This window comes from Brevundimonas sp. TSRC1-1 (assembly GCF_049898245.1).
Classification (GTDB): Bacteria; Pseudomonadota; Alphaproteobacteria; order Caulobacterales; family Caulobacteraceae; genus Brevundimonas; species Brevundimonas mediterranea_A.
Genome location: NZ_JAFCXI010000005.1, coordinates 98,877 through 119,227 on the forward strand (window position 1 = coordinate 98,877; position 20,351 = coordinate 119,227).

Sequence of the window (20,351 nt, forward strand, 5' to 3'; positions counted from 1 at the left end):
CTCCTTGCGGAGCGCGCCCTCTGCTTTTTGAGTTAGGCGAAATCGCCTGCGAGGGCCCAGCGCTGCGAGCCTTCGCCGAACGGACGCACGAACCAGTCGCGATACTGTTCGAAGGTCTCGATGATCTTCTGACGCAGGTCCGGCGTGTTGACCGCCTCGCCGCGCTGACGTTTCAGGGCCGCGACGCAGTCCACGACCAGATTCTGATGGGCCGAACCGCCCATGCTCTTGAGCACGGCTGCGATATCCTGAGCCAGGCTTTCCAGCACCGTCTTCGGTGTCGTCTGAGCCATCTGGGAACTCCCCTGTTCTCGACAATCAAAGGCCTCGCAAAATCCAGTACAGGATTCAAGCGTAGCCTGAGCAATTATCTTCTCAGATCAGGATTAACCTGACGTAACGGCGGTCGAACTTTTTGGTTCTCTCCCGTCGGATCCATTTCTCCGGATTCTGTCGGCGGGGCTCGCGTCGGCAACCGACCGCGCGCCGAGGCATTGATGAACCCTGCCTGCGGAGCCTTTGTCCTATGATCGATCTGTATCGCGCCCTGGGCCTTAGCGCGCCTGCGCTGATGGATGTTGCGCTGCTGGTCGCGCGGATCGTGGTCGGGGGAATGTTCTTCCTGTCGGGCTTCTACAAGCTGTTCGCCCCCTCCCAGGCGGAGAAGATGCAGCAGACGATGGTGGAGGCGGGCGTCGTCGCGCCACGTCAGACCGCCCGGTTCGTGTCGGTGTGCGAGTTCGTCTTCGGAGGCCTGCTGATCCTGGGCCTGTTCACCAGCCTGTCGGCCCTGGTGCTGATCGTGATCTGCATGGTTGCGCTGGCGACGGTCGCCGCCAAGTCGGTGGAGGGCGCCAGTCTTGGCTATCGCCTGTCGAGCTATTTCGACCTGCCCGAGACCCTGCTGATGGTCATTCTGTTCGGGCTGATCGCCGGTGGGCCGGGGCGGTGGAGTCTGGACGTCGTCCTGTTCCTGCCCCGGCCCTGATCGTCAGGCGCGTTTGCGCACGAACACCGTCCCGGCCGAATAGCCGGCGCCGAAGCTGCAGATCAGGCCGGTGTCGCCGGGGGCGAAGCCGTCATTGTGCAGGTGGAAGGCGATGATGGATCCGGCCGAGGAGGTGTTGGCGTAGTCGTCCAGGATGATGACGTTCTCGTCCGACGAGGGCTCGCGGCCCAGCACCTTCTTGCCGATCATGGTGTTCATGTTGATGTTGGCCTGGTGCAGCCACAACCGCTTCAATTCGTGCGGATCAAGGCCCAGTTCGCCAGCGTGGTCGATGATCATGTCCGACACCATCGGCACCACGTCGCGGAAGACCTTGCGGCCCTGCTGGATGAACAGCTTGTCGTTCTGGACGCTGTCGTCGGCGACCGGCGAATCGAGATGGGCGGTGTCGCGGGCGTTGCGGTTCAGGAAGCCGAAATTATTGCGGATATTGTTGGAGAAGACCGTCTTCAGCCGCGTGCCCAGCACGTCCCAGCCGCCCGGACCAGCCGTCTCGGCCGATTCCACGATCACCGCCGTGGCGACGTCGCCGAAGATGAAGTGGCTGTCGCGGTCGGTGAAGTTCAGGTGGGCCGAACAGACCTCCGGATTGACCATCAGCACGGCCTTGACCGAGCCGCCGGCGATGAAGTCCGCCGCCGTCTTGACGCCGAAGGTGGCGGAAGAACAGGCCACATTCATGTCGAAGGCGAAGCCCTCGATCCCCAGGGCCTGCTGCACCTCGATGGCCATGGCCGGATACGGGCGCTGCATGTTGGAGGCGGCGCACAGGACGGCGCCGATCTCGCTGACCGGCTTGCCCCAGGCCTCGATCGCCTGGCGGGCGGCCTTGACCGCCATCTCGGCCAGGATCGACAGTTCGTCATTCGAACGTTCCGGCAGGTTGGGCGCCATCCGTTCGGGGTCGATCACCCCGGCCTTGTCCAGGACGAAGCGGCTCTTGATGCCCGACGCCTTCTCGATGAACTCGGGCGAGGAGTGCGCCTTGGCCTCCAACTCGCCGGCTTCGATCTGGGCGGCGTGACGGGCGTTCCAGCCGTCGGCCCAGGCGTTGTAGCTGTCGACCAGTTCGGCGTTGGAGACCGATTGTTCGGGGGTGAAGAGGCCGGTGGCGGCGATAACGGCGTGTTGCACGGGTAGACAGTTTCCTTTGCGAACGCCTTCAATAGGACGGCGGCGGCCTGCGGTCGAGAGAGGCGATGATCCCGGCGGCCCAGCGCTGGACCTGGCCGCGCGGCGCCTTGGGCGGCGGCTGGTCGCGGGCGGCGATCAGGGCCTGGACCAGATCCTCGGCCTCGCAGGGCCAGCCCGTCGGGGTGACATAGAGGGGATAGTGGATCAGGGCGGCCAGGATCAGATGATCGACGGTCGCGCGGCGGCTGCGACGTTCGAAGGCCAGCCGGTCGTCGGTCAGGCCCCATCCCGCATAGAAGGGCCGGCCATAGACCGACACCGCCTTGCCTCGCATCAGGGCCTCGAACCCGGTTAGGGAGGTCAGGGTCGCCACCCGACGGCAGGCGTTCAGGCAGTCGATGATGTCCAGCCCGTCCGCGCTGGCGTCCACCGAGGCCAGGGCCGAGGCCTCCAGCCGCCCCGGCCGGTTGCCGGCCAGGACGTCGGGATGGTTGCGATACACCAGGAAGGCGTCGGGGTGATCGGCCCGTGCGGCCTCGACCAGGGCGGAGTTGGTGGCCAGATCGGGTTCGCAGCCCAGAAGGATCGACTTGTCGTTCTCGACCTGGCCGACGACCAGCAGGATGTCGCGATCTGCAGGCCAGTCGGCCGGCGCCTGGCCCTTCAGATTGTATTTCGACAGGCCCGCCGCGACGATGCGGGACCGCAGGGCGGCGGCGCGGGCCAGTTGCTCCGGCGTCGCCTCGGTCGTCTCGATCAGGGTCTCCAGCCGCGACGGGCGCGACGGGTCGTAATAGACGCCCTGGTCGTCCAGGGCGACGGACAGGGCGCCGACGAAGTCCGACCCCAGGCCGCGCGAGCGGATGAAGCCGTCCTCCATGCGGACGGTCGGGCCGTCGAACATCGCAGCGGCCCGGCGCACGGCCTCGCTCTCCTTGCCTGCCCACCAGATCAGCCGGCCGTTGACAGAAGCGGCGTGGGCGGCGGCGCGCGACGGCGACATGAAATAGCGCATCCGCGCCTTAGGCGAGTTCAGCAGGCGGCGCACCGGCGGGCGTTTGGCCGGTGCGAAGCCGACGGCCGCCCAGTCGCCGGCCAGACGGTCGGCGCGGTCCCGCAGGGAAATCAACCGCTCCAGCGCCTGTTCGGCCTCGCACCGTTCGCCGGTGACGGGATCGACATAGCGGCTGTAGGCGATCAGGGCGGCGGCGGCGACCTGTTCCACCGTGCGCGCCACGCCGCGGCGGCCGGTGGCCACGGCGTCGGTCGTCAGGCCCCAGCCGGAATAGAAGGGCGCGCCGAAACAGCGCACCGGCAGACCGCGCAACAGGGCCTCGAATCCGAGCGCGGACGTGACGCAATAGACGGCGTCCACCGCCGCCAGCAGGTCGGCGGGCCGCACGTCGGCGTCCACCAGGGTGACGCCGGCCAGGTCGGTGACGCAGCCCCGCTTCTTGCCCGCCGCCACCGCCGGGTGGCGTTTGATGATCAGCTGGGCCTCGGGTTCGTCGCGGCGGGCGGCGGCGACCATGGCGTCGAAACTGTCTTGCGTCGCCAGGCCATAGCCGATGGAGGCGTCGCCGAAGGTCTGGTCCACGATCAGGACGCGGCGGCCGGGCCGCAGCAGGCCGGGGTCCAGCGGCCCGCCCATATTGGTCTTGGACACGCCCGAGGCGGCGATCCGGTCGATCAGGGCGCGGGCGCGGGCGGTGGTTGTGGCGTCGCACCAGGCGTCGGCGGTCTGGATAAGCTGTTCGAGCCGGCTGGGCCGGGTGGCGTCATAATAGACGCCCAGGTCATCGACGATCAGGCTGAGACTGGCCGCCCCCGCCTCGCCGATGCCGACGGAGCGCAGGAAGCCGTCCTCCAGCGCCACATAGGGGCGGTCGTTGGCTGCGGCCCAGCGTCGACCGGCGGCGGCCGTCGGCTTCATCCCCCAGCCCAGCACGGCCTGAACCTGATCACCCGGCAGGCGGTGCAGGGCGTAGTCCGCCAGGAAAACCTCGAGGAAGGGGACCTTCAGCACGCCGGGCGCGCAGACCCAGGCGGGGGTTTTGACGGCGATGTCCGAGGCTGGGGTCAAGGCGGGTCCGATTCAGACGCGAAAAACAGGGTCTGAATAGTCTGAATAGTCTGAATAGTCTGAAATAGCCGCGCTGAAATTGAACGGCGCCGGGGGAAACCGGTGCAACAGGCGAAACAGTGCAATTCGGCGACGCCTCATCCCTTCGACCTCCGGCGATTTCAACGGCGACCATCCTAGCAGGGTTTTGACGGGCGCCAGGTCGATGGGGGCCGGCGATGGGCAAGACGTTGGAAACGCGGGGATTGGGGCAGCGTCATTAGGAGGGTTGGGAGGCCCGCCGCCACGCGTGACACTTCCCTCGCAAACCGAGGAGGGGCTGAGCATCAGCCCCGCGTCACCTCCCTGCGCGCGCAGGCGCGCGGGGAGGACAGGTCGCCTAGCGACCAGGAGGGGGCGACTCTGACGATGGTGATGACCACGGCGGCTTCAGGCGCCGAGTCGCCCCGTCCTGGCGCTCGCTGACGCGATCGCCTGTCCTCCCCGTCGGCCTTCGCCAACGGGGAGGTGAATGCGGGTCAGGCGTGCGTCTGGTCCCAATACCGGACCGCATCGGCGTCGCGGGCCGACAGGTCGGGGTAGGCGGGGTCTGAGCCGACGTCGGGGACGCGGCGCCACGAGCGGGCGCATTTGGGATAGTCGGCCAGGGCCACAGCCACGGCGAGCGCGTCGCCTTCGACCAGTTCGGCGCCCGAGGTGCGGAAGATCTCGGCCGCGTCCAGACCGTCGAAGGGGGCGAAGGTTCCCGCCGGCGCCGTGACGGTCGGCCAGGCGTCCAGCGCCCCGCCGATCAGCTTATCTCGACGCGCGGCTTCCAACGATTCATTGACCACTTCGAGGACGGTGTTGATCGCGGCCCAACGCTCGGCCTCGGCCGCATTCTCCCATTCCGCCGGCGTCTCCGGAATCACCCGGGCGCAGTTCGTCCCCGCATCCGGGAAGCGCGTCGTCCAGGCCTCTTCCATCGTGAAGGGCGTCAGCGGCGACAGCCAGGCGGTCAGGCGCATGAAGACCGCGTCCATCACCGTGCGGGCCGCGCGGCGGCGCAGGGCGTCGGGGCGGTCGCAGTAGAGGCTGTCCTTGCGGATGTCGAAATACAGGGCCGACAGGTCGTTGGAGCAGAACTCCAGCACCGGGCGGACGACGTCCTGGAAGCGGTATTCGACGTAGGCCTGGCGCACATGGGCGTCCAACTCCCACAGCCGGTGCAGGATGAACTTCTCCAGCGGCGGGAACTGGTCGTAGTCGGTCAGCCGCTCGGCCTCGTCGAAGTCGGCCAGGGCGCCCAGCAGATAGCGGACCGTGTTCCTCAGCTTGCGATAGGCGTCGACCGTGGTCTGCAGGATCTGTTTGCCGATCCGCTGGTCTTCCGAATAGTCGACCAGGGCCACCCACAGACGCAGGATGTCGGCGCCGCTTTCCTTGATGACCGTCAGCGGATCGGTCGTATTGCCCTTGGACTTGGACTGTTTCTCGCCCTTCTCGTCGAGGGTGAAGCCGTGGGTCAGGACCGCCTTGAACGGGGCGCGGCCACGGGTGCCACAACCTTCCAGCAGAGACGACTGGAACCAGCCGCGATGCTGGTCCGAGCCTTCCAGATAGAGGTCGGCGGGCCAGTGGGCCGGGCGGTCGCCCGTATAGCCATGCTCGGGCAGGCGCGGGTCAAGAACGAAGGCGTGGGTCGAACCCGCGTCGAACCAGACGTCCAGGATGTCCTCGACCTTTTCATACCGGGCCGGGTCGTGGGCGCCCAGGAAGTCGCTGTCGGGCGCGGTGAACCAGATGTCGGCGCCGTGTTCGGCCACGGCCTTGACGATCCGGGCGTCGACCTCGGGATCATGCAGGGGCTGGCCGGTCTGTTTGTCGATGAACATGGCCAGGGGCGTGCCCCAGGCGCGCTGGCGGCTGACCAGCCAGTCGGGACGACCCTCGACCATCGAGCGGATGCGGTTCTTGCCCGCCGCCGGGTGGAAGGCCGTGTCGTCAATGGCGGTCAGGGCCATCTCGCGCAGGGTGTCGCCCGACTTCAGGGGCTCGTCCATGCGGATGAACCATTGGGGCGTGTTGCGGAAGATGACCGGCGCCTTGGACCGCCAGGAGTGCGGGTATGAGTGTTCCAGTCGGCCGCGCGCCAGCAGATTGCCGGCCTCGATCAGCTTGTCCATCACCGCGCCGTTGGCGGGACCGAACTTGCCGGTCTTCTTGCCCTCGGTCTCCAGCACCTTCAGCCCCGCGAACAGGGGGACGGTGGGGTAGTAGGCGCCGTCGGGATCGACCGTGTCCGGCACCTCATGATGACCATGGGCCTTCCACACCTCGAAGTCGTCGGCGCCGTGGCCCGGCGCTGTGTGGACGAAGCCCGTGCCGGCGTCGTCGGTGACATGGTCGCCGGCCAGCAGCGGCACCGAGAAGCCATAGCCGCTGTCCAGCGCAGCCAGGGGGTGGGCGCATTCCAGACCCGACGGATTGATGTCGTAGACGCGGGTCCAGGCGGCGATCTTGGCGGCCTTGAACACGTCCTCGGCCAGCTTGTCGGCGACGATCAGGCGGTCGCCCGGCTTGGCCCAGGGCGCGAACTCCAGACCCTCTTCCATGGCCGTGACCTCATACAGGCCATAGGCGATCTCGGGGCCGTAGCTGATGGCCCGGTTGGCCGGGATGGTCCAGGGCGTGGTCGTCCAGATGACGATGGACGGGGTGCTGGTGCGGAAGGCCAGCAGGTCGTCGGGGTGGTCGTCGGACACGCCCGTGACCGGGAACTTGACCCAGATCGTGGGTGACACGTGATCGTGGTATTCGATCTCGGCGTCGGCCAGGGCGGTGCGCTCGACCGGCGACCACATGACGGGCTTGGAGCCGCGATACAGCTGGCCCGAGTTCTTGAACTTGTGGAACTCGGCGATGATGGCCGCCTCGGACGTGAAGTCCATGGTGGCGTAGCGGTTGGCGAAGTCGCCGGTGATGCCCAGGCGTTTGAACTGGTCGCGTTGCAGGTCGATGTATTTGCCGGCGTATTCGCGGCAGGCGGCGCGGAACTCGTCCTTGGAGACCTCGTCCTTGCGGCGGCCCTTGGCGCGGAACTGCTCCTCGATCTTCCACTCGATCGGCAGGCCGTGGCAGTCCCAGCCGGGGACGTAATCGACGTCATAGCCCAGCAGGAACCGGCTGCGGACCACGAAATCCTTCAGCGTCTTGTTCAGCGCATGGCCGATGTGGATGTCGCCGTTGGCGTAGGGCGGGCCGTCGTGCAGCACGTAGAGCGGGGCCTTCTGCGCCTGGCGTTCGGCGCGCAGGGTCCCGTACAGGTCGCCCCACTGCTCCAGGATCAGCGGCTCCTTCTGCGGCAGGCCGCCGCGCATGGGGAAGGGCGTCTCGGGCAGGAAGACGGTGTCGCGATAGTCGCGGCCGGAGGGGGTGTCGGTGGTGTCTGTGGCGTCGGCCATGGGTCGTCTCGGCGTCGTGAAAGTGATGTCGCTGTCTTCGTTCGCCCTGTCGCGCTTCGCGCTGCTCGAGGGCGGCTTCGTTCGCCCGAACAGAGGGCGGTCTTCCCGGCGTGCACGGGGCCACAGGGCCCGGAAGCGCTACGCCGGGCGGCTAATCGAAATCAGGCGAATGGAGACGCGGACGGTCATGATGCGGGCGGTCTAGCAGACGGATGCGGCATTGCGCCATCCCCGAAGACTTTCCCATCTCAACGGAAACGAAAGGCTTTTGTCGTCTTGGTTAAGGTTGGATCGTCCGGAAGTCTGTCCAGGCGACGTGAGAATTCGTTCGGGAGTCCCGCCGATGCGGCAGCGGATCAGGAATTGGATGCTGGGTCTGGCGGCCGGCGGGGCCATGTTGGGCGTCGCGGGCGCGGCGACGGCCCAGAGCTGTGGCCAGCCGGCGTGCGAACCGCCGCCGCCGCCGTGCTGCGAGCCGCCGCCTCCGCCGCCTTCCTGCGGGGGGGGATCGTGCGGGGGCGGAAACGGCGGCTGGAACTCGAACACCAACGTCAATGTGAACGTCAACGTCAATGCGGGGGCCAGCGCCAGTGCGAACGCCGGGTCGCGGGCCTTTGTGAATGCGCGGGCCGGCGGCTTCTCCGGCGGTTACGGCGGGGGCGGCGGCGCGGCCTATGTGACCGTGGACCAGCCCTATCCGACGACCATCCAGGGCCTGGCCGTCGAAGGCCTGGCCCAGACGGTGCGGACGCCCTTCACCGCCTGGCGTCGGTCGATGAAGCGGGTGGTGATCCAGGCGGTCTGCATCGACGACCGCCAGGTGCCGCACCCCGCCTCGCAGGTGAAGCCGGATCGCGAGATCGCCGACGGCTATGACGGCGAGATCTATCGTTGCCTGGCCGGCACCTGGCTCCAGGCGACGATCGCCGACTATGAGGGCGACATCAAATTCGACCACGGCACGACCCTGACCTGCAGGAAGCACGAGGCCCTGTGGTTCGGCGGCGAGGGCCGGCTGGAATGCCGCCCCGAAAAGCCCGAGCGGGACTGCAACGAACGCTCGCTGCTGCGTCGCTACGGGGCCGGGGTGAAGATCCTGACCATGTACCGCGAAGAGGAATACACCGAATACCGCGAGGAACAGGTCCAGAGCGCGACCGTCATCACCGGGGCCATCACCCTGGACGGCGGCGTCGGCGGCCGGGTGTTCTGAACCGGACCTGACGCGCCCCGTTCAGGCGCGGCTCAGGCCGTGTGACGCAGGACAAGACCGTCGGCTCTCCGTCGACGATCCTGAAGACTGGCCGCCAAAAGGCTCGGCCCCGGTTCCTGCGAACCGGGGCCGTTTTTCCTACTGGGCCAGCTTGTCCGAGACGACCTCGGCGCGCCAGGCGGCGTCGGGCTTCAGATACTGCCGGGCCAGGCTTTGCAGGTCGGCTGCGGTGACGGCCTCCAGCACCGCGATATTGTTGCGGGTCTGGTCCAGCGAGGCCGGGTCGGACTGGGCTTCGGACAGTTGGGTCAGCCAGTAGCCGTTGTCGGCCATGCTGCGCCGCAGCCGCTCCACCGCCGGACGGCGGGCGCGGTTCAGTTCATCCTCGCTGACCGGATTGTCGCGCAGGTCGGCGGCGATCACGTCCACGGCGTCGAACAGTTTCGTCAGGGACTCGGGGGGCGTTTCGGCGCCGACGGCGATATAGCCGTAGCCGGGGAAGGCGTCGGAGCTGGTGGCGCTGGCGCTGGGCGAATAGGCGATGCCCTGTTTCTCGCGGATCTCCTCGTTCAGGCGCAGTTGCAGCACGGCCGACAGGATCGCCAGTCGCCGGGCCGTGGTGCGGTCTTCGATCTGGTCGGTGGTGGGCCAGGCGACGAAGCCCAGAGCCTGTTCAGCCTGGCCCGTGTGGGTCAGACGGATCGGGGTCGCGGTCGGGGCGGGGAAGCGACGTTCGGCCGATCCGGGCGGCGGGGTCGGGGCGGGACCGCGCGCGGGCAGGGCGCCGAAGGTCGAACCCACGGCGGCGATGACCGCGTCCACGTCCACATCGCCGACGACCGTGATCTCGATCGGGCCGGAGGCGAGGGCCGCCTTGATCTGTTCGCGCAGGGGTTCGATCTCGACCGACTGGAACTGTTCGTTGGTCGGGGCGGCCGCGCGCTTGTCGCCCCCGGCCAGCAGTTCCCCGGCCTTCAGACCGAAGGCGCCGCCGGGCGTGGCGGCCTGCTGTTCCAGCGCCTGCGGATAGGAGGATTTGGCGCGTTGCAGCGGCGCGGCGCGCAGACCCGGATCCGTCAGGAAGGCGGCCAGAACCTGAAGCTCGAGCTGCAGGTCCTCCGGGCGGGTGGAGCCGCCGAAGCTGTAGCTGTCCGTACCCTGGCTGACGCTGGTGTTGACGACATGGCCGGCCAGGACGCGGTCGGCCTCATCCACCGTCAGCTTGCCCAGGCCGCCGGCGTTCAGCACGGTGTTGGCGGCGAACAGGGGCGAGAAGCGGTCGGCGGGAAGACCCATGCCGCCGATGCCCGTATTGGCGCGGATCAGGATCTGGTCATCGCGGAAGTCGGTCTTCTTGATGTTCAGCAGGGTCCCGTTGGGGAAGCGGACCAGGGTGGCGCCCAGATCGGCCACCTCGGTGCGCGCGGCGGGAACGGCCGGCGCGCCGAAGTTCGTATAGGGCCATTCCAACGCCGACTGATCGCCGGGCGCGGCGACGGGAACCTGACGCGAGGCCTCCAGCGCGGCGGTGACGGCGGCCTCGCCGCCCTCGACCGGGACCGGGCTGGTGAACAGGACCAGAGGCCCCTGGCCTTCGAACACCGGACGCACGGCGGCGTTGACCTGTTCCGGCGTCAGATCGGCGACGATCTTCTCGAACTGGTCCAGGCTTTCCTGGGGCGAGGTGAAGACCGTGTCGCCATTGACGGCGTTCAGCAGGGCGCCGGCCAGGGCGGGGGTGGAGCGGGTCGCCTCCGTGGCCACCGCATTCTGCAGGCTGGTGCGATATTCGGTGATCTCGCGCTGCAGCTCGGGGGCGGTGACGCCGTACTGGGTCAGACGGCGGGCCTCCTGCTCGGTGGTCTCCAGCGCGCGCTTCCATTCGCCCGGCGTGAAGGCGACCGACAGGACGCCGGCGTCCAGGCTGTCGAACAGCGACTGATAACCGCCGCCGGCGCCCAGGAAGGGCGGATTGTCGGCCCGCGCCATCTCGCCCAGGCGACGGTTCAGCACCGCCAGGCCCAGGCTGCGGCGAACGGCCTCGGTGCGTTCGGCCAGGCTGTCGGGGTCGAGGTCCGGCGCCTTGATCCAGTTGATCTGGATCGACGACTGGACGCCCGGCTCGACGATGATGCTGGTCTCCGGCTGGCGCGCGGCGACGGTTCCCAGGTCGGGCTCGGGCCCGTCGGCGGCCTTGGGCGTCCAGTCCGCGAAGGTCGTGCGGATCTTGGCCTCCATCGCGTCCACGTCGAAGTCGCCGACAGCGATGAAGGTCGCGCGCGAGGGGCGGTAATAGGCGTCATAGAAGTCGACGAACCGTTCGCGCGGCGCGGTGCGGATCACCTCCAGGTCGCCGATCGGCAGGCGTTTCGACAGGCGCTGGCCCGGCGCCAGCAGGGCCAGCTGGGTCTTCAGCACCCGCATCTGCGGCGAGTTGCGGGTCCGCTCCTCCCCGACGATGACGCCCCGCTCGGCGTCGATGGCGTCCGACGCCATCAGGGCGTCGCCCATCATTTCCCGCATCACATGCAGGGACGTATCGACCGTCTCGTCCTGGGTGTTGGGCAGTTCCAGCATATAGGCCGTCTGCTCGAAGCTGGTGAAGGCGTTGGTGTCGGCGCCGAAGGCCAGGCCCAGGCGTTCGAGAATGCGCAGCATCTCGTTCTCGGGGATGTCCTTGGTCCCGTTGAAGGCCATATGCTCCATGAAGTGGGCCAGCCCCTGCTGGTCGTCCCGCTCCATCAGCGAGCCCGCGTCGATCCGCAGCCGGAACGAGGCCTGACCGGGCGGGGTGGCGTTGTGCATCAGGGCGTAGCGCATGCCGTTGGGCATCAGGCCGTAGCGCACAGCCGGATCGGCCGGAACATCACTGGCCGCCTGGGCCCAGGGATCGGAGGGCGGGACCTGGGTCTGGGTTTGGGCGGCGGGCGCGAAGGCCAGGACGGGGACGGCGAAGGCCCCCGTCGAAAGCGCCAGGCCAGAGACCGCGACAAGCAGAAGGCGACGCGCAGAACGCATGAGTTTACTCCGAAACGCCGCAACCCCCGATGGAACGGCTGATGTCTGGAGTAGGGGAGGGCGGGGGCGAGGGCAAGGCGACCGTTTATCCTCCCCCCTTGGGGGAGGTGGATCGCCGCGGAGCGGCGAGACGGAGGGGGCGCGTAACCGCATACTCGACGCTCATGGGAAGAGTTTACTGCGTTGGACGGACGCGACAACTAACAGGAGTTATAGCTGGACTATGCCCTCAAGGTCGATTTCCATACCGCAATGAAAAGTGCCTCGACCGATCCTAAACCTTCGATCCGAACGCTCGTTGATTTTCCAGCTCTACAACAGTTGGCTCAGGCGTTGTGGCGGCGTCGAGGTGAACGTGGCGCTGCTGCGATGGTTGGAGCGGGGTTTAGTCTCAACGCTGAGTTGCTGACTCAGGACGCAAAACGTCCCCCGCTTTGGAGGGATTTGGCTCAGAGCATGGCCACAGCGATTTACGGTGACCCCGACTTAGCACCTTCTGACGCCCTGCGCCTCGCCGAGGAATATCGGACTTATTTCGGCCAAGCGGCATTGGACGACTTGATCCGAACGTCAATCCCCGATGCGGCGTGGAACCCTGGGAAACTTCATCGCGCCTTGGTGGAACTGCCGTGGGCTGACATCCTCACCACCAACTACGACACCCTAGTCGAGCGAGCGGCGGAAGACGCGCTCGATCGTCACTACTCAGTAGTGCGAACCGAAGGAGATCTGGCGCGCTTCTCGGCTCCGCGAATCGTCAAGCTGCATGGAACGGTCGGCATCGACGACGGATTTGTCATCGCCGAGGAAGACTATCGGACATATCCGGCTCGCCACGCCGCTTTTGTAAACGCGACTCGTCAGGTCTTCATCGAGAACGAGTTGTGCCTCTTCGGGTTTTCCGGAGACGATCCGAATTTCCTCGCTTGGAGTGGATGGGTTCGTGACCATCTGGCTGGTGCCGCGCGAAGAATTTACCTTGTCGGCGTGCTGAATCTGGCACCGGCCAAGCGCCGCCTGCTGGAGGCCCGCAATATCTCCCCGATTGATCTGGCTCCACTCGTGACGGATCTCGATCCCTCCATCCAGGCGGTTCGGGCGCTGGAGGCCGTTATGGCATTCCTAAAGTCGGCAGAGCCTGCCAGTCCCGCCGACTGGGAGCCAACCCATGCGTCGGCGATCCTCGGAACGCCGCAGGTCGATGATCGGGAACATGAGCGTAGTAACCCCGAGTTCGCGGCGGAGCGCATCCGTGCGGGCTGCGATGTTCTGGCGAGTGATCGGTTAGCCTACCCCGGCTGGGTGACAGCGCCCGCGAAGGTGCGCCATCAGTTGCGCTGGCAAACAGAAAACTTCCCCTACCTATCCGAGGAGGTTTTGGGGGCCCTGGGGCCAGCCAGTGCAGCCCGCTACGTACGCGAGCTCTCGTGGCGTCACCGTGTAGGATATCTCGACATGGATGATGTTCTAGTACGTCAGGTTGCGAGTGCTCTGGCCGCCCCGGAGACGAGCGAACTCACTCGTGCAGACCGGCTAGAGCTGGCTGTTGACTTGGCCCGCCAGGCACGCCGTGACGGCGACGACGATACGCTGCGGTTATGGGTGGAATATGTGAGGCGAGAGGGCGATCTGGGGTCGGACGTCCTAGCCGACGCCGAGTATCAGCTCTGTCTCGCTGCGCGCGACAGGTTGGACTTGGACAGTTTGGATGCGGGCATGAATCGGATTGCAGGTGCAGATCCGATATGGATGCTCAGGCTGGCGGGTTTGCACTGTGATCTAGGCGAGTTCGATCACGCTCTGGGCTTGGTGCGCGGTGTCGTCGCTGAGCTCAGGCGACGTGTTCGTTCGGCCCCCGACTCTGTCTGGTTGATGTCGCGGTTGGCTTGGGGGGAGTGGCTGGCACGCGCGCTGTCACAGGATCAGGATTTCGAACCTCGGAGTTGGTCCAACGCCTATAAGGACTGGCGAAGCGACCCCTTTGATCTACTCGACTCTATCCGAAGCGATCTTCAGTCTGAGGAACGCAAGCGTAAAGAGCGTGAACGGGATGTGGTCCCGGATTTCGAGCCGGGGGTCTACAATGATCCGCGGAAAGTCATTCGCTTCACCAATCCCGCGACGTCAACGTCACTCTGCCAGATCGCCCGAATGCTAGAAGATGCAGGGGCTCCACTCCGTCTGCGCCATTACACACTTGCGTCGGAAACCTTCATAGAAGCACTGGAGCAAAATCCCGCTGACACGCTCGAATGGCACATCGATCTTATTAGGGGCGTGAAGAGTGTTCGCGATGTCGCGTACGCTACGCACTTTTCACGGATCGCCATCGCTCGCATGAGCCAGAGCACTGTTGATAAGATCTCCACGCAGCTGTCGCCGACTATAGCCCACTGGCGAGGTGCGTTGCAGCGAGACCGTCGCTCTGCGGGCATGGATCATCTGCCACTCTTAACGGAGACCTTAGGGCGTCTGGCTATAAGGGCTTCCGCTTCACAAGCGATTGCTGCATTTCTCTTGGCGATGGATCTCGCCGCAGACACAGGGATGCGGTTCCACTGGATGTTCGAACCCATTGACCGTTTGGCCCGAGGGGGGCTGTTAGGCCTGACTGGCCGCGCCCGAGCGGAACGTCTGAACGAGATCATTGCGTTTCCGCTTTCTGGTGAGGCGGGAATGTCCGCCCGTTTCAGCCGATGGCCCCGTGCCTCGGGTTGGCTTGGCTTGCTCGACTGGGCTTCGGTGAATATCGCAACGATTTCAAGCGGGCGTATCGACAGTCTTCTGAACGCCTTGGACGGCGAGGGTGAGGACCGACAGGAAGCCTGCCTGCGGCTTTTCTATCTCCACCAGCACCATTGCTTAACGCCAGACCAAGCAGCCCGGTTCGGGCAAGGGCTGTGGAGCCAGCTAGATTCGACTGAGCCGCGCCTTCCCGTCGGCCACGGCCTCTACCTGGCAACGCTGGCCGACATGCCGCATCCTGACGACATCGATGTTGAGGGGCGGTTGAGGCTTAGGCTTTATGGATCAGACGAACTGCCTGACCATCGCGACCACCTCGATGAAATCTTCGCTGCTGGCACCTCTCGTCGTTTGCCGCGCATTCTTCCGGGTGCCGATGCCGGGAGGGCGATGTTCGACAAAGCGGTCTCATGGCGGCCGAAGCAAGACGACGAAAAGGATCCTCTTCGCCATGCCTTTAGCGGAGACCCGGACATCAGCATGGGAAGAGCGTTGGGCCAAGTTGTCGGCGGTGCGCTGGGTCAGGTTCTCTCTCGACATGATAGAACAGCAGACCGACTCGCCATGCTCGTCGGTCTGATCTCCACGGGTAGAGCGCCTTATGCCCGGGTGGCTGCACCGTATTTTGCCATGAACGAAGCGCTTCGAGGTAGGGTCGTCGATTTGATCCGAGATGGCCTTTTAGCCGACGATTTCCACGATGTAGCCGCCTCGGCTGACGCTGTGTTACTTTGGAGCCGCGCCCCAGATTTGGGGGTAGTTCCCGACGCAGCGATTGAACAAATGCTGGTCGTATTTGAGGCCCGCCGTGCTGTGGGCCTTCATGCTGTCATCCGGATTCTCGCTCGGCTGATACCTTCAGGGCTACTCGAGCGTGCCGCGCCTCGCCTCGAACGAACGCTCTTGATCCTTCATCTCCAGACCCGATACGAGGCCATTGCATTGGGAAGCTGGGACGCGGTGTCCGTGTCATTACTACGGGCCGCTTGCGTGGGTCTGGCCGTCGCTATGGCCGAGCGGTTTGGTGTTTCAGAGGCTACTAAGGCTTGGGCTACTGCGGGAGCCAGCGACCCCCTGCCGGAAGTCCGTGCTGTAGCGGCTGGCGATCCTGATCCTAACGAAGACTAACTGCCGTTGTTCGCTCTCGACGGTCACCTTATCCATTTGCTGCCATCCGGTGACCGCGCGCCGGTTGTGAAGCCTTCGCTTCTCACCCCAATTTTGCGATAATCCTCCGCGTTTTCAACGCCCTGCCGTCCAAAACCACCCCCCCCAACCCATCACGCTTCAAAACCGTGCGACACTTCTCCCCACGGTCTTTGAAAACCAAATCCCCCCTCCCGTCGCCCTCTCCGGAAATAGCGCTCTTGGCAGCCTGTCACCCTGCTTTCGCGCCAGCGCCATTTTCCCGCAGCCCCCGCGTCCCCGCGAAGACTAGACGAAAATGGACTCGCTTTTTCCGCAGTGGACTGAGTCTGTTCCTCACCCGCCCGGACGACTCACATAGAAGGTGGCGCTGTTGCCGACGGCGGTGGTCCCGACCACGGCGGCGCGGCCGGAGCCGATGGTGGCGTTGGTCGTGGCGGTGACGGCGGCGTTGTTGGTCTGGTTGTTGGTGATGTTGACCTCGCCGCCGCACTGGGAACAGGCGGAACCGGTGACGCTGTTGCCGACGGCCTCGGCGCCGACATAGGCGTCATAGCCGCTGACGCCCGTATAGGTCGCGGTCGCCTCGACCCCGCCGGTGTTCAGCTGGGTGTTGTCCAGCGCCAGATAGATGTCGGTGTTGCCGGCGATCACTTCATTGGCGACGGCGCGGGCCGAGACGGTGGTCTGGCCCTGCAGATTGGTCCTGGCCCGGGAGACGGCGCGGACCCGGCCCTGGTTGGTCTGGTCGGTCGCGGCGACCAGGGAGCCGCCGGCGTTGGACAGGACGGTCTGGTTGGCGCCGGCCTTGGCGCGGGCGGCCAGGTTCCAGGCGTTGTCGACATAGACGTCGGTGCGCGCCTCAATCGTCGAGGCGGCGTTGGTCTGGCGCACCGTCAGATCCTGGTGCGAGGCGCCGGTGGTCGAGGTCTGGACGGCGTTGGCCACGGCCTGGGACGAGAAGTCGGCGGGGGCGGGGATATACTGCACGTCGGCGACCGTCTCGGCCAGGACCGTGGTCTGGGCCGACTGATCGACCGCGCCGGTGATGGAGGAGGACGGACCGCCCAGGGCGACGCTGTTGGCGACGGCCGCCGTGCCGGCGAAACCGCCGGCCAGCATATGGCCGGTCGGCGACTGGACGACGGTGCGGGCGGTGACATTGTCGCCGGTCGCGACCTGGGCCGCATCAAGGGCGAAGGTCGCGCCGTCAGTGGAGACGCCCAGATAACTGCCGCGCGCCAGGGTCGTCGATCCGATCACGCCTTCCGATTCGCCGTTCAGGACGAGGGTCGTGTCAGCGCGGGTCGCGCCGGTCATGGTCTGGCGCGACGTCAGGGACCCGGACGAATCCTCGATCCCGCCCGCGAGCGAATTGCCCGTGGCCGAATTGGTCACCTCGAGCTGATCGACCGTGACGTTCAGGTTCACCGTCCCGGTCACGTCGCCGGACTGGGTCTGGGTGCTGGAACAGGTCGAGCCGGTCTGCGGATCGCAGAGCGGCGTCTCCTGCGCCGTCGCCTCAGTAGCGGCTAGGGCGAACGTCGCCGTCGCGGCGATCATGCCAGCGAGACGGATCGGCGCGGGTCTGGCCATTGTTCGTCTCCGTGGTCGGGTAGGCCGGATAATAGCCGCCGGTCGGGCCGACAGCGGAATCGCCAAGCGGGTCGTTGGCGGCGTTGAGGCAGATTTCGGGGCCGGGCGCCCCATAGAGATTGGCCATGAACTCGACCGTGGCCCGTTCGACCAGGGCGCGGACGGCCAGCTGGGTCGGCTCCATCCCGCCGGACCCGGCCGAGATGTCGAAGACATTGCCGTTCAGGAAGTCGAACACCCCGGCCGAGATCTCGCGGCCGATGATCTGCTTCTGGTACGAGACGACGTCCACGACCTCGAGGGTGGTGGTCTGAACCAGCCGCAGATCCATGGCGATGTTCATCACATAGGTGCGGTAGGTGGCGATGCCCGAGCCGGGACGGTCGCTGTCCACCTGGCCTCCAGCGGCGTCAAAGCCGCCCGAGCGGATGTTGTAGTTCACCTCGGTGACGCCGCCGACGATGTAGAAGTCCGAACCGGGCACCTGGCCGGCCAGGATGCGGCGGTACTGGGTGTCTTCCGGTCCCTGGGCGCCGGGGGTGTTGTCGCCGATCAGCTTGTTGTTGGCGTAGCGCAGCTCCAGCTCGGACACCGAGGTGTCGTAGCGTTCGACGATCCGGGCGCCGGCCTTGGCCAGGGCCGAGTTCGCCATCAGCGAGGCGCCGCCGGTGATCTGGCGTCCGCCGTCCGACGAGACCGTGCCGGTGTAGTCGCTGATCCGGCCCACGGCCATGCGCGGCGAGGGCAGGTTGTAGCGGCGGGCGTAGTCGGCCAGGCAATAGAGCGCTGCCGAATAGGGGGTGGGGTTGGCCGTGACCGGCGCATTGCCGATCGGCGTCGCATATTGACCCGACGGCCCGGCCACCGGGCTGACGCAGCCGGCGAGCAGCAGGGCCGCAGCCGTCACGACGGCGCCGGTGCGAAGGAGAGGAGGGCGGCTCATGGCAGGGTGATGTTTCCGTTCAGGGCCGTGCCGGCGTTGATGTCGCCGTTGTTGGTCTGTTTCGAATTGACGATGACGGTGTTGTGGCTGCCCTGGACCACGACGTTCAACTGATTGCCGATGGCGGTGGAGCCGCCGATGGTCGTACCGCTGCCGGAAGACGAGCCGGCCCCGGCATAGGCCGAGGCCACGCCGCCGGACTGGCTGGAATAGGAAGAGGCGCCGGACTGGATGAGGCCGTTGACGATCAGGCGATTGCCGTTGGCGTCGCGGGTCGAACCGGTGGCGGCGCTGTTGGTCAGGTTGCGCGCGGAGCCATAGCCCTGCTGGAAGCGGGCGGCGCCGCCGGAGCCCGTCGTCTGGGCCATGGCGATAGACGGGGCGAGCGACAGGGCGGCGGCGACGAACAGGGTCGCAAGCACGGTCGGCAGGGGGGCGATCAGCCTCTTGACCGGCATGGATAATACTCCTGGCGCGCAAACGGACGACGGACCGAAACCACGATCCGCACCCCAAACTGCGTTAAGGTTATTAAGAAGCGCTTGAGATCGCAGAAATCGTTGCGCATTGGTGAGGCATGTCCGACCCCGATGGCCGATTCGCAGCGCCCCCGAATTCAGAAGGGCCAAAGTCCGAAAGACTGTTCAACGCCCCGGTCGCTGTGGTGCTGATCGCCCTGTCGATGCCCGTGCTGTTTTTCTTCCAGCGCCAGTTGCCGGACATGGGCGCGGCCATGGCCTTCGCACCCATCGATCTGCAGAACGGGCGGTGGGGCGGCTTGTTCACCGCCATGCTGCTGCACGGCAGTTGGACCCACGCCCTAATGAATGCGATCGGCGCCCTGGCCTTCGGCGCGCCGGTGGCCCGGCTGTTCGGCGACCGGATCGGGCCGACCGTCTTCCTGCTCTTCTATATCGGGTGCGGCGTGGTTGCGGCCCTGGGCTACGGCCTGGTCCACTGGGGCTCGACCGAGGCCATGGTGGGGGCGTCGGGGGCCGTGTTCGGCCTGATTGGAGCAGCGACCCGCCTGATGGGCGGACGGGGCAGGGTGCTGAACCTGTTTGATCGGCGCGTGATCGGGGCGTCCATCGCCTGGATGGCGGTCAACGCCGTCACCGGGCTGATCGGCTATGCTCCGGGAGCGGAGGGCGCCCGCATCGCCTGGGAAGCCCACGCCTTCGGCTTCATCGCCGGATTGCTGGTCATCGGCCCCTTGGGCCGCGCCTTCGGCAAGGGGCCTTTGCCCGTGGGGACGTCGGCCCGCCCCGAATCGGACGTTTGATTCCGGGGCGCGGCTGCGCGATCATGGTTATCGAGCGGCCCTGTCGCCATCCCGGCCCGGCGGTCGTCTCCTAACCATAGAGAAGGAGCCGCGATGTTCGTCGCCGAGATCCTCAAGACCAAGGGAAACGCCGTCTTCTCCATCGCGTCCGACCTGACGGTGGCGCAGGCGTGCGGAGAGCTGGAGCGCAAACGCGTCGGCGCCCTGGTCGTCCGCGACGGCGAATCCGTCGCCGGCGTCTTTTCCGAAAGGGATGTGGTGAAGGCCCTGGCGGTCGACGGACCCAACGCCCTGGGCCGTCCCGTCTCCGACTACATGTCCGCCCGGGTGATCTTCGCCGAACCGGGAGAGACCCTGTCCGCCGTGATGGGGCGGATGACCGACCGGCGGATTCGCCATCTGCCCGTCCTGAGCGAGGGCCGGCTGGTCGGCGTCATCTCCATCGGCGACGTCGTCAAATGCCAGATCGCCGATCACGCCCGCGAGGCCGAAAGCCTCAGAACCTATATAGCGACGGGCTGAAGCGGGCGCCGGCACGGGTTCGAAGAGTCCGACTCCGCGAGAATTTTCATGGTTTGGTCAGAATCCGGTTGCGGCGGAAAAGGGCGGCCCGTATAGGACCGCCTCGCTCGGAAACGGGCCGGCCCTGAGGGCTTCGGAGCTTTGGTTTCGGGGGTTTTGAGGGGAAGAAAGAGTTGAGAAACTTCTTGCTTTCCTGGGTTGGTTTCAATAGGTTCCG

13 protein-coding genes are annotated in these 20,351 nt (G+C 66.3%); 5 read left to right on the forward strand and 8 right to left on the reverse strand.

The genetic code is table 11. The features are described 5' to 3' along the window. Window positions 1-32: 32 nt before the first annotated feature. On the reverse strand, window positions 33-293 hold the full coding sequence (locus ACP7CK_RS16545) for a hypothetical protein (RefSeq protein ID WP_008260179.1): 261 nt from the start codon (window positions 291-293) through the stop codon (window positions 33-35). Between the two features lie 233 nt (window positions 294-526). Here ACP7CK_RS16545 and ACP7CK_RS16550 point away from each other — a divergent pair, with 233 nt between their 5' ends. Further along, window positions 527-988: a DoxX family protein gene (locus tag ACP7CK_RS16550; protein ID WP_426026733.1), complete on the forward strand. Its 462-nt coding sequence runs from the start codon at window positions 527-529 to the stop codon at window positions 986-988. A gap of 3 nt (window positions 989-991) precedes the next feature. Here the strand turns inward: ACP7CK_RS16550 and ACP7CK_RS16555 are convergent, their stop codons facing one another. The 3 genes from ACP7CK_RS16555 to ileS form a co-directional block, all read right to left on the reverse strand. Next, window positions 992-2,143 (reverse strand): beta-ketoacyl-ACP synthase III, encoded by a 1,152-nt coding sequence (locus tag ACP7CK_RS16555; protein WP_426026734.1) that lies wholly within the window; start codon window positions 2,141-2,143, stop codon window positions 992-994. A gap of 28 nt (window positions 2,144-2,171) precedes the next feature. Next, window positions 2,172-4,226: a capsular polysaccharide biosynthesis protein gene (locus ACP7CK_RS16560; RefSeq protein WP_426026735.1), complete on the reverse strand. Its 2,055-nt coding sequence runs from the start codon at window positions 4,224-4,226 to the stop codon at window positions 2,172-2,174. Between the two features lie 518 nt (window positions 4,227-4,744). Beyond that, entirely contained in the window at window positions 4,745-7,669 is a 2,925-nt protein-coding gene (gene ileS / locus ACP7CK_RS16565; protein ID WP_426026736.1) for an isoleucine--tRNA ligase, read from the reverse strand. A gap of 343 nt (window positions 7,670-8,012) precedes the next feature. On the opposite strand from ileS, the gene ACP7CK_RS16570 reads away from it, so the two are divergent. Continuing rightward, entirely contained in the window at window positions 8,013-8,882 is an 870-nt protein-coding gene (locus ACP7CK_RS16570; RefSeq protein WP_426026737.1) for a hypothetical protein, read from the forward strand. Window positions 8,883-9,020: 138 nt separating this feature from the next. On the opposite strand, the gene ACP7CK_RS16575 is transcribed toward ACP7CK_RS16570, so the two are convergent. Then, window positions 9,021-11,900, reverse strand: a complete 2,880-nt coding sequence (locus ACP7CK_RS16575; protein ID WP_426026738.1) for a M16 family metallopeptidase — start codon at window positions 11,898-11,900, stop codon at window positions 9,021-9,023. 456 nt (window positions 11,901-12,356) lie between these two features. Here ACP7CK_RS16575 and ACP7CK_RS16580 point away from each other — a divergent pair, with 456 nt between their 5' ends. Further along, window positions 12,357-15,773 carry an SIR2 family NAD-dependent protein deacylase gene (locus tag ACP7CK_RS16580; protein ID WP_426026739.1) on the forward strand — a complete coding sequence of 1,139 codons (3,417 nt, stop codon included), beginning with the start codon at window positions 12,357-12,359 and terminating at the stop codon, window positions 15,771-15,773. A 354-nt stretch (window positions 15,774-16,127) separates the two neighbouring features. On the opposite strand, the gene hfaD is transcribed toward ACP7CK_RS16580, so the two are convergent. The 3 genes from hfaD to hfaA are packed head-to-tail and all read right to left on the reverse strand — an operon-like array spanning window position 16,128 to window position 18,788. Next, on the reverse strand, window positions 16,128-17,387 hold the full coding sequence (gene hfaD / locus ACP7CK_RS16585) for a holdfast anchor protein HfaD (RefSeq protein ID WP_426026740.1): 1,260 nt from the start codon (window positions 17,385-17,387) through the stop codon (window positions 16,128-16,130). Then, the gene (gene hfaB, locus ACP7CK_RS16590) at window positions 17,314-18,330 is read right to left on the reverse strand and encodes a holdfast anchoring protein HfaB (protein ID WP_035310629.1); all 1,017 of its coding nucleotides are present in this window, start codon (window positions 18,328-18,330) and stop codon (window positions 17,314-17,316) included. Before hfaB ends, hfaD begins: the two co-directional genes overlap by 74 nt. Then, window positions 18,327-18,788 (reverse strand): holdfast anchoring protein HfaA, encoded by a 462-nt coding sequence (hfaA, locus tag ACP7CK_RS16595; RefSeq protein ID WP_426026741.1) that lies wholly within the window; start codon window positions 18,786-18,788, stop codon window positions 18,327-18,329. Before hfaA ends, hfaB begins: the two co-directional genes overlap by 4 nt. Before the next feature lie 119 nt (window positions 18,789-18,907). Between hfaA and ACP7CK_RS16600 the strand changes: the two genes are divergently transcribed. Then, on the forward strand, window positions 18,908-19,612 hold the full coding sequence (locus tag ACP7CK_RS16600) for a rhomboid family intramembrane serine protease (protein WP_426026742.1): 705 nt from the start codon (window positions 18,908-18,910) through the stop codon (window positions 19,610-19,612). 93 nt (window positions 19,613-19,705) lie between these two features. Next, complete coding sequence (locus ACP7CK_RS16605; RefSeq protein WP_008261184.1) at window positions 19,706-20,134, forward strand: CBS domain-containing protein; 429 nt, start codon at window positions 19,706-19,708, stop codon at window positions 20,132-20,134. Window positions 20,135-20,351 lie beyond the last annotated feature (217 nt).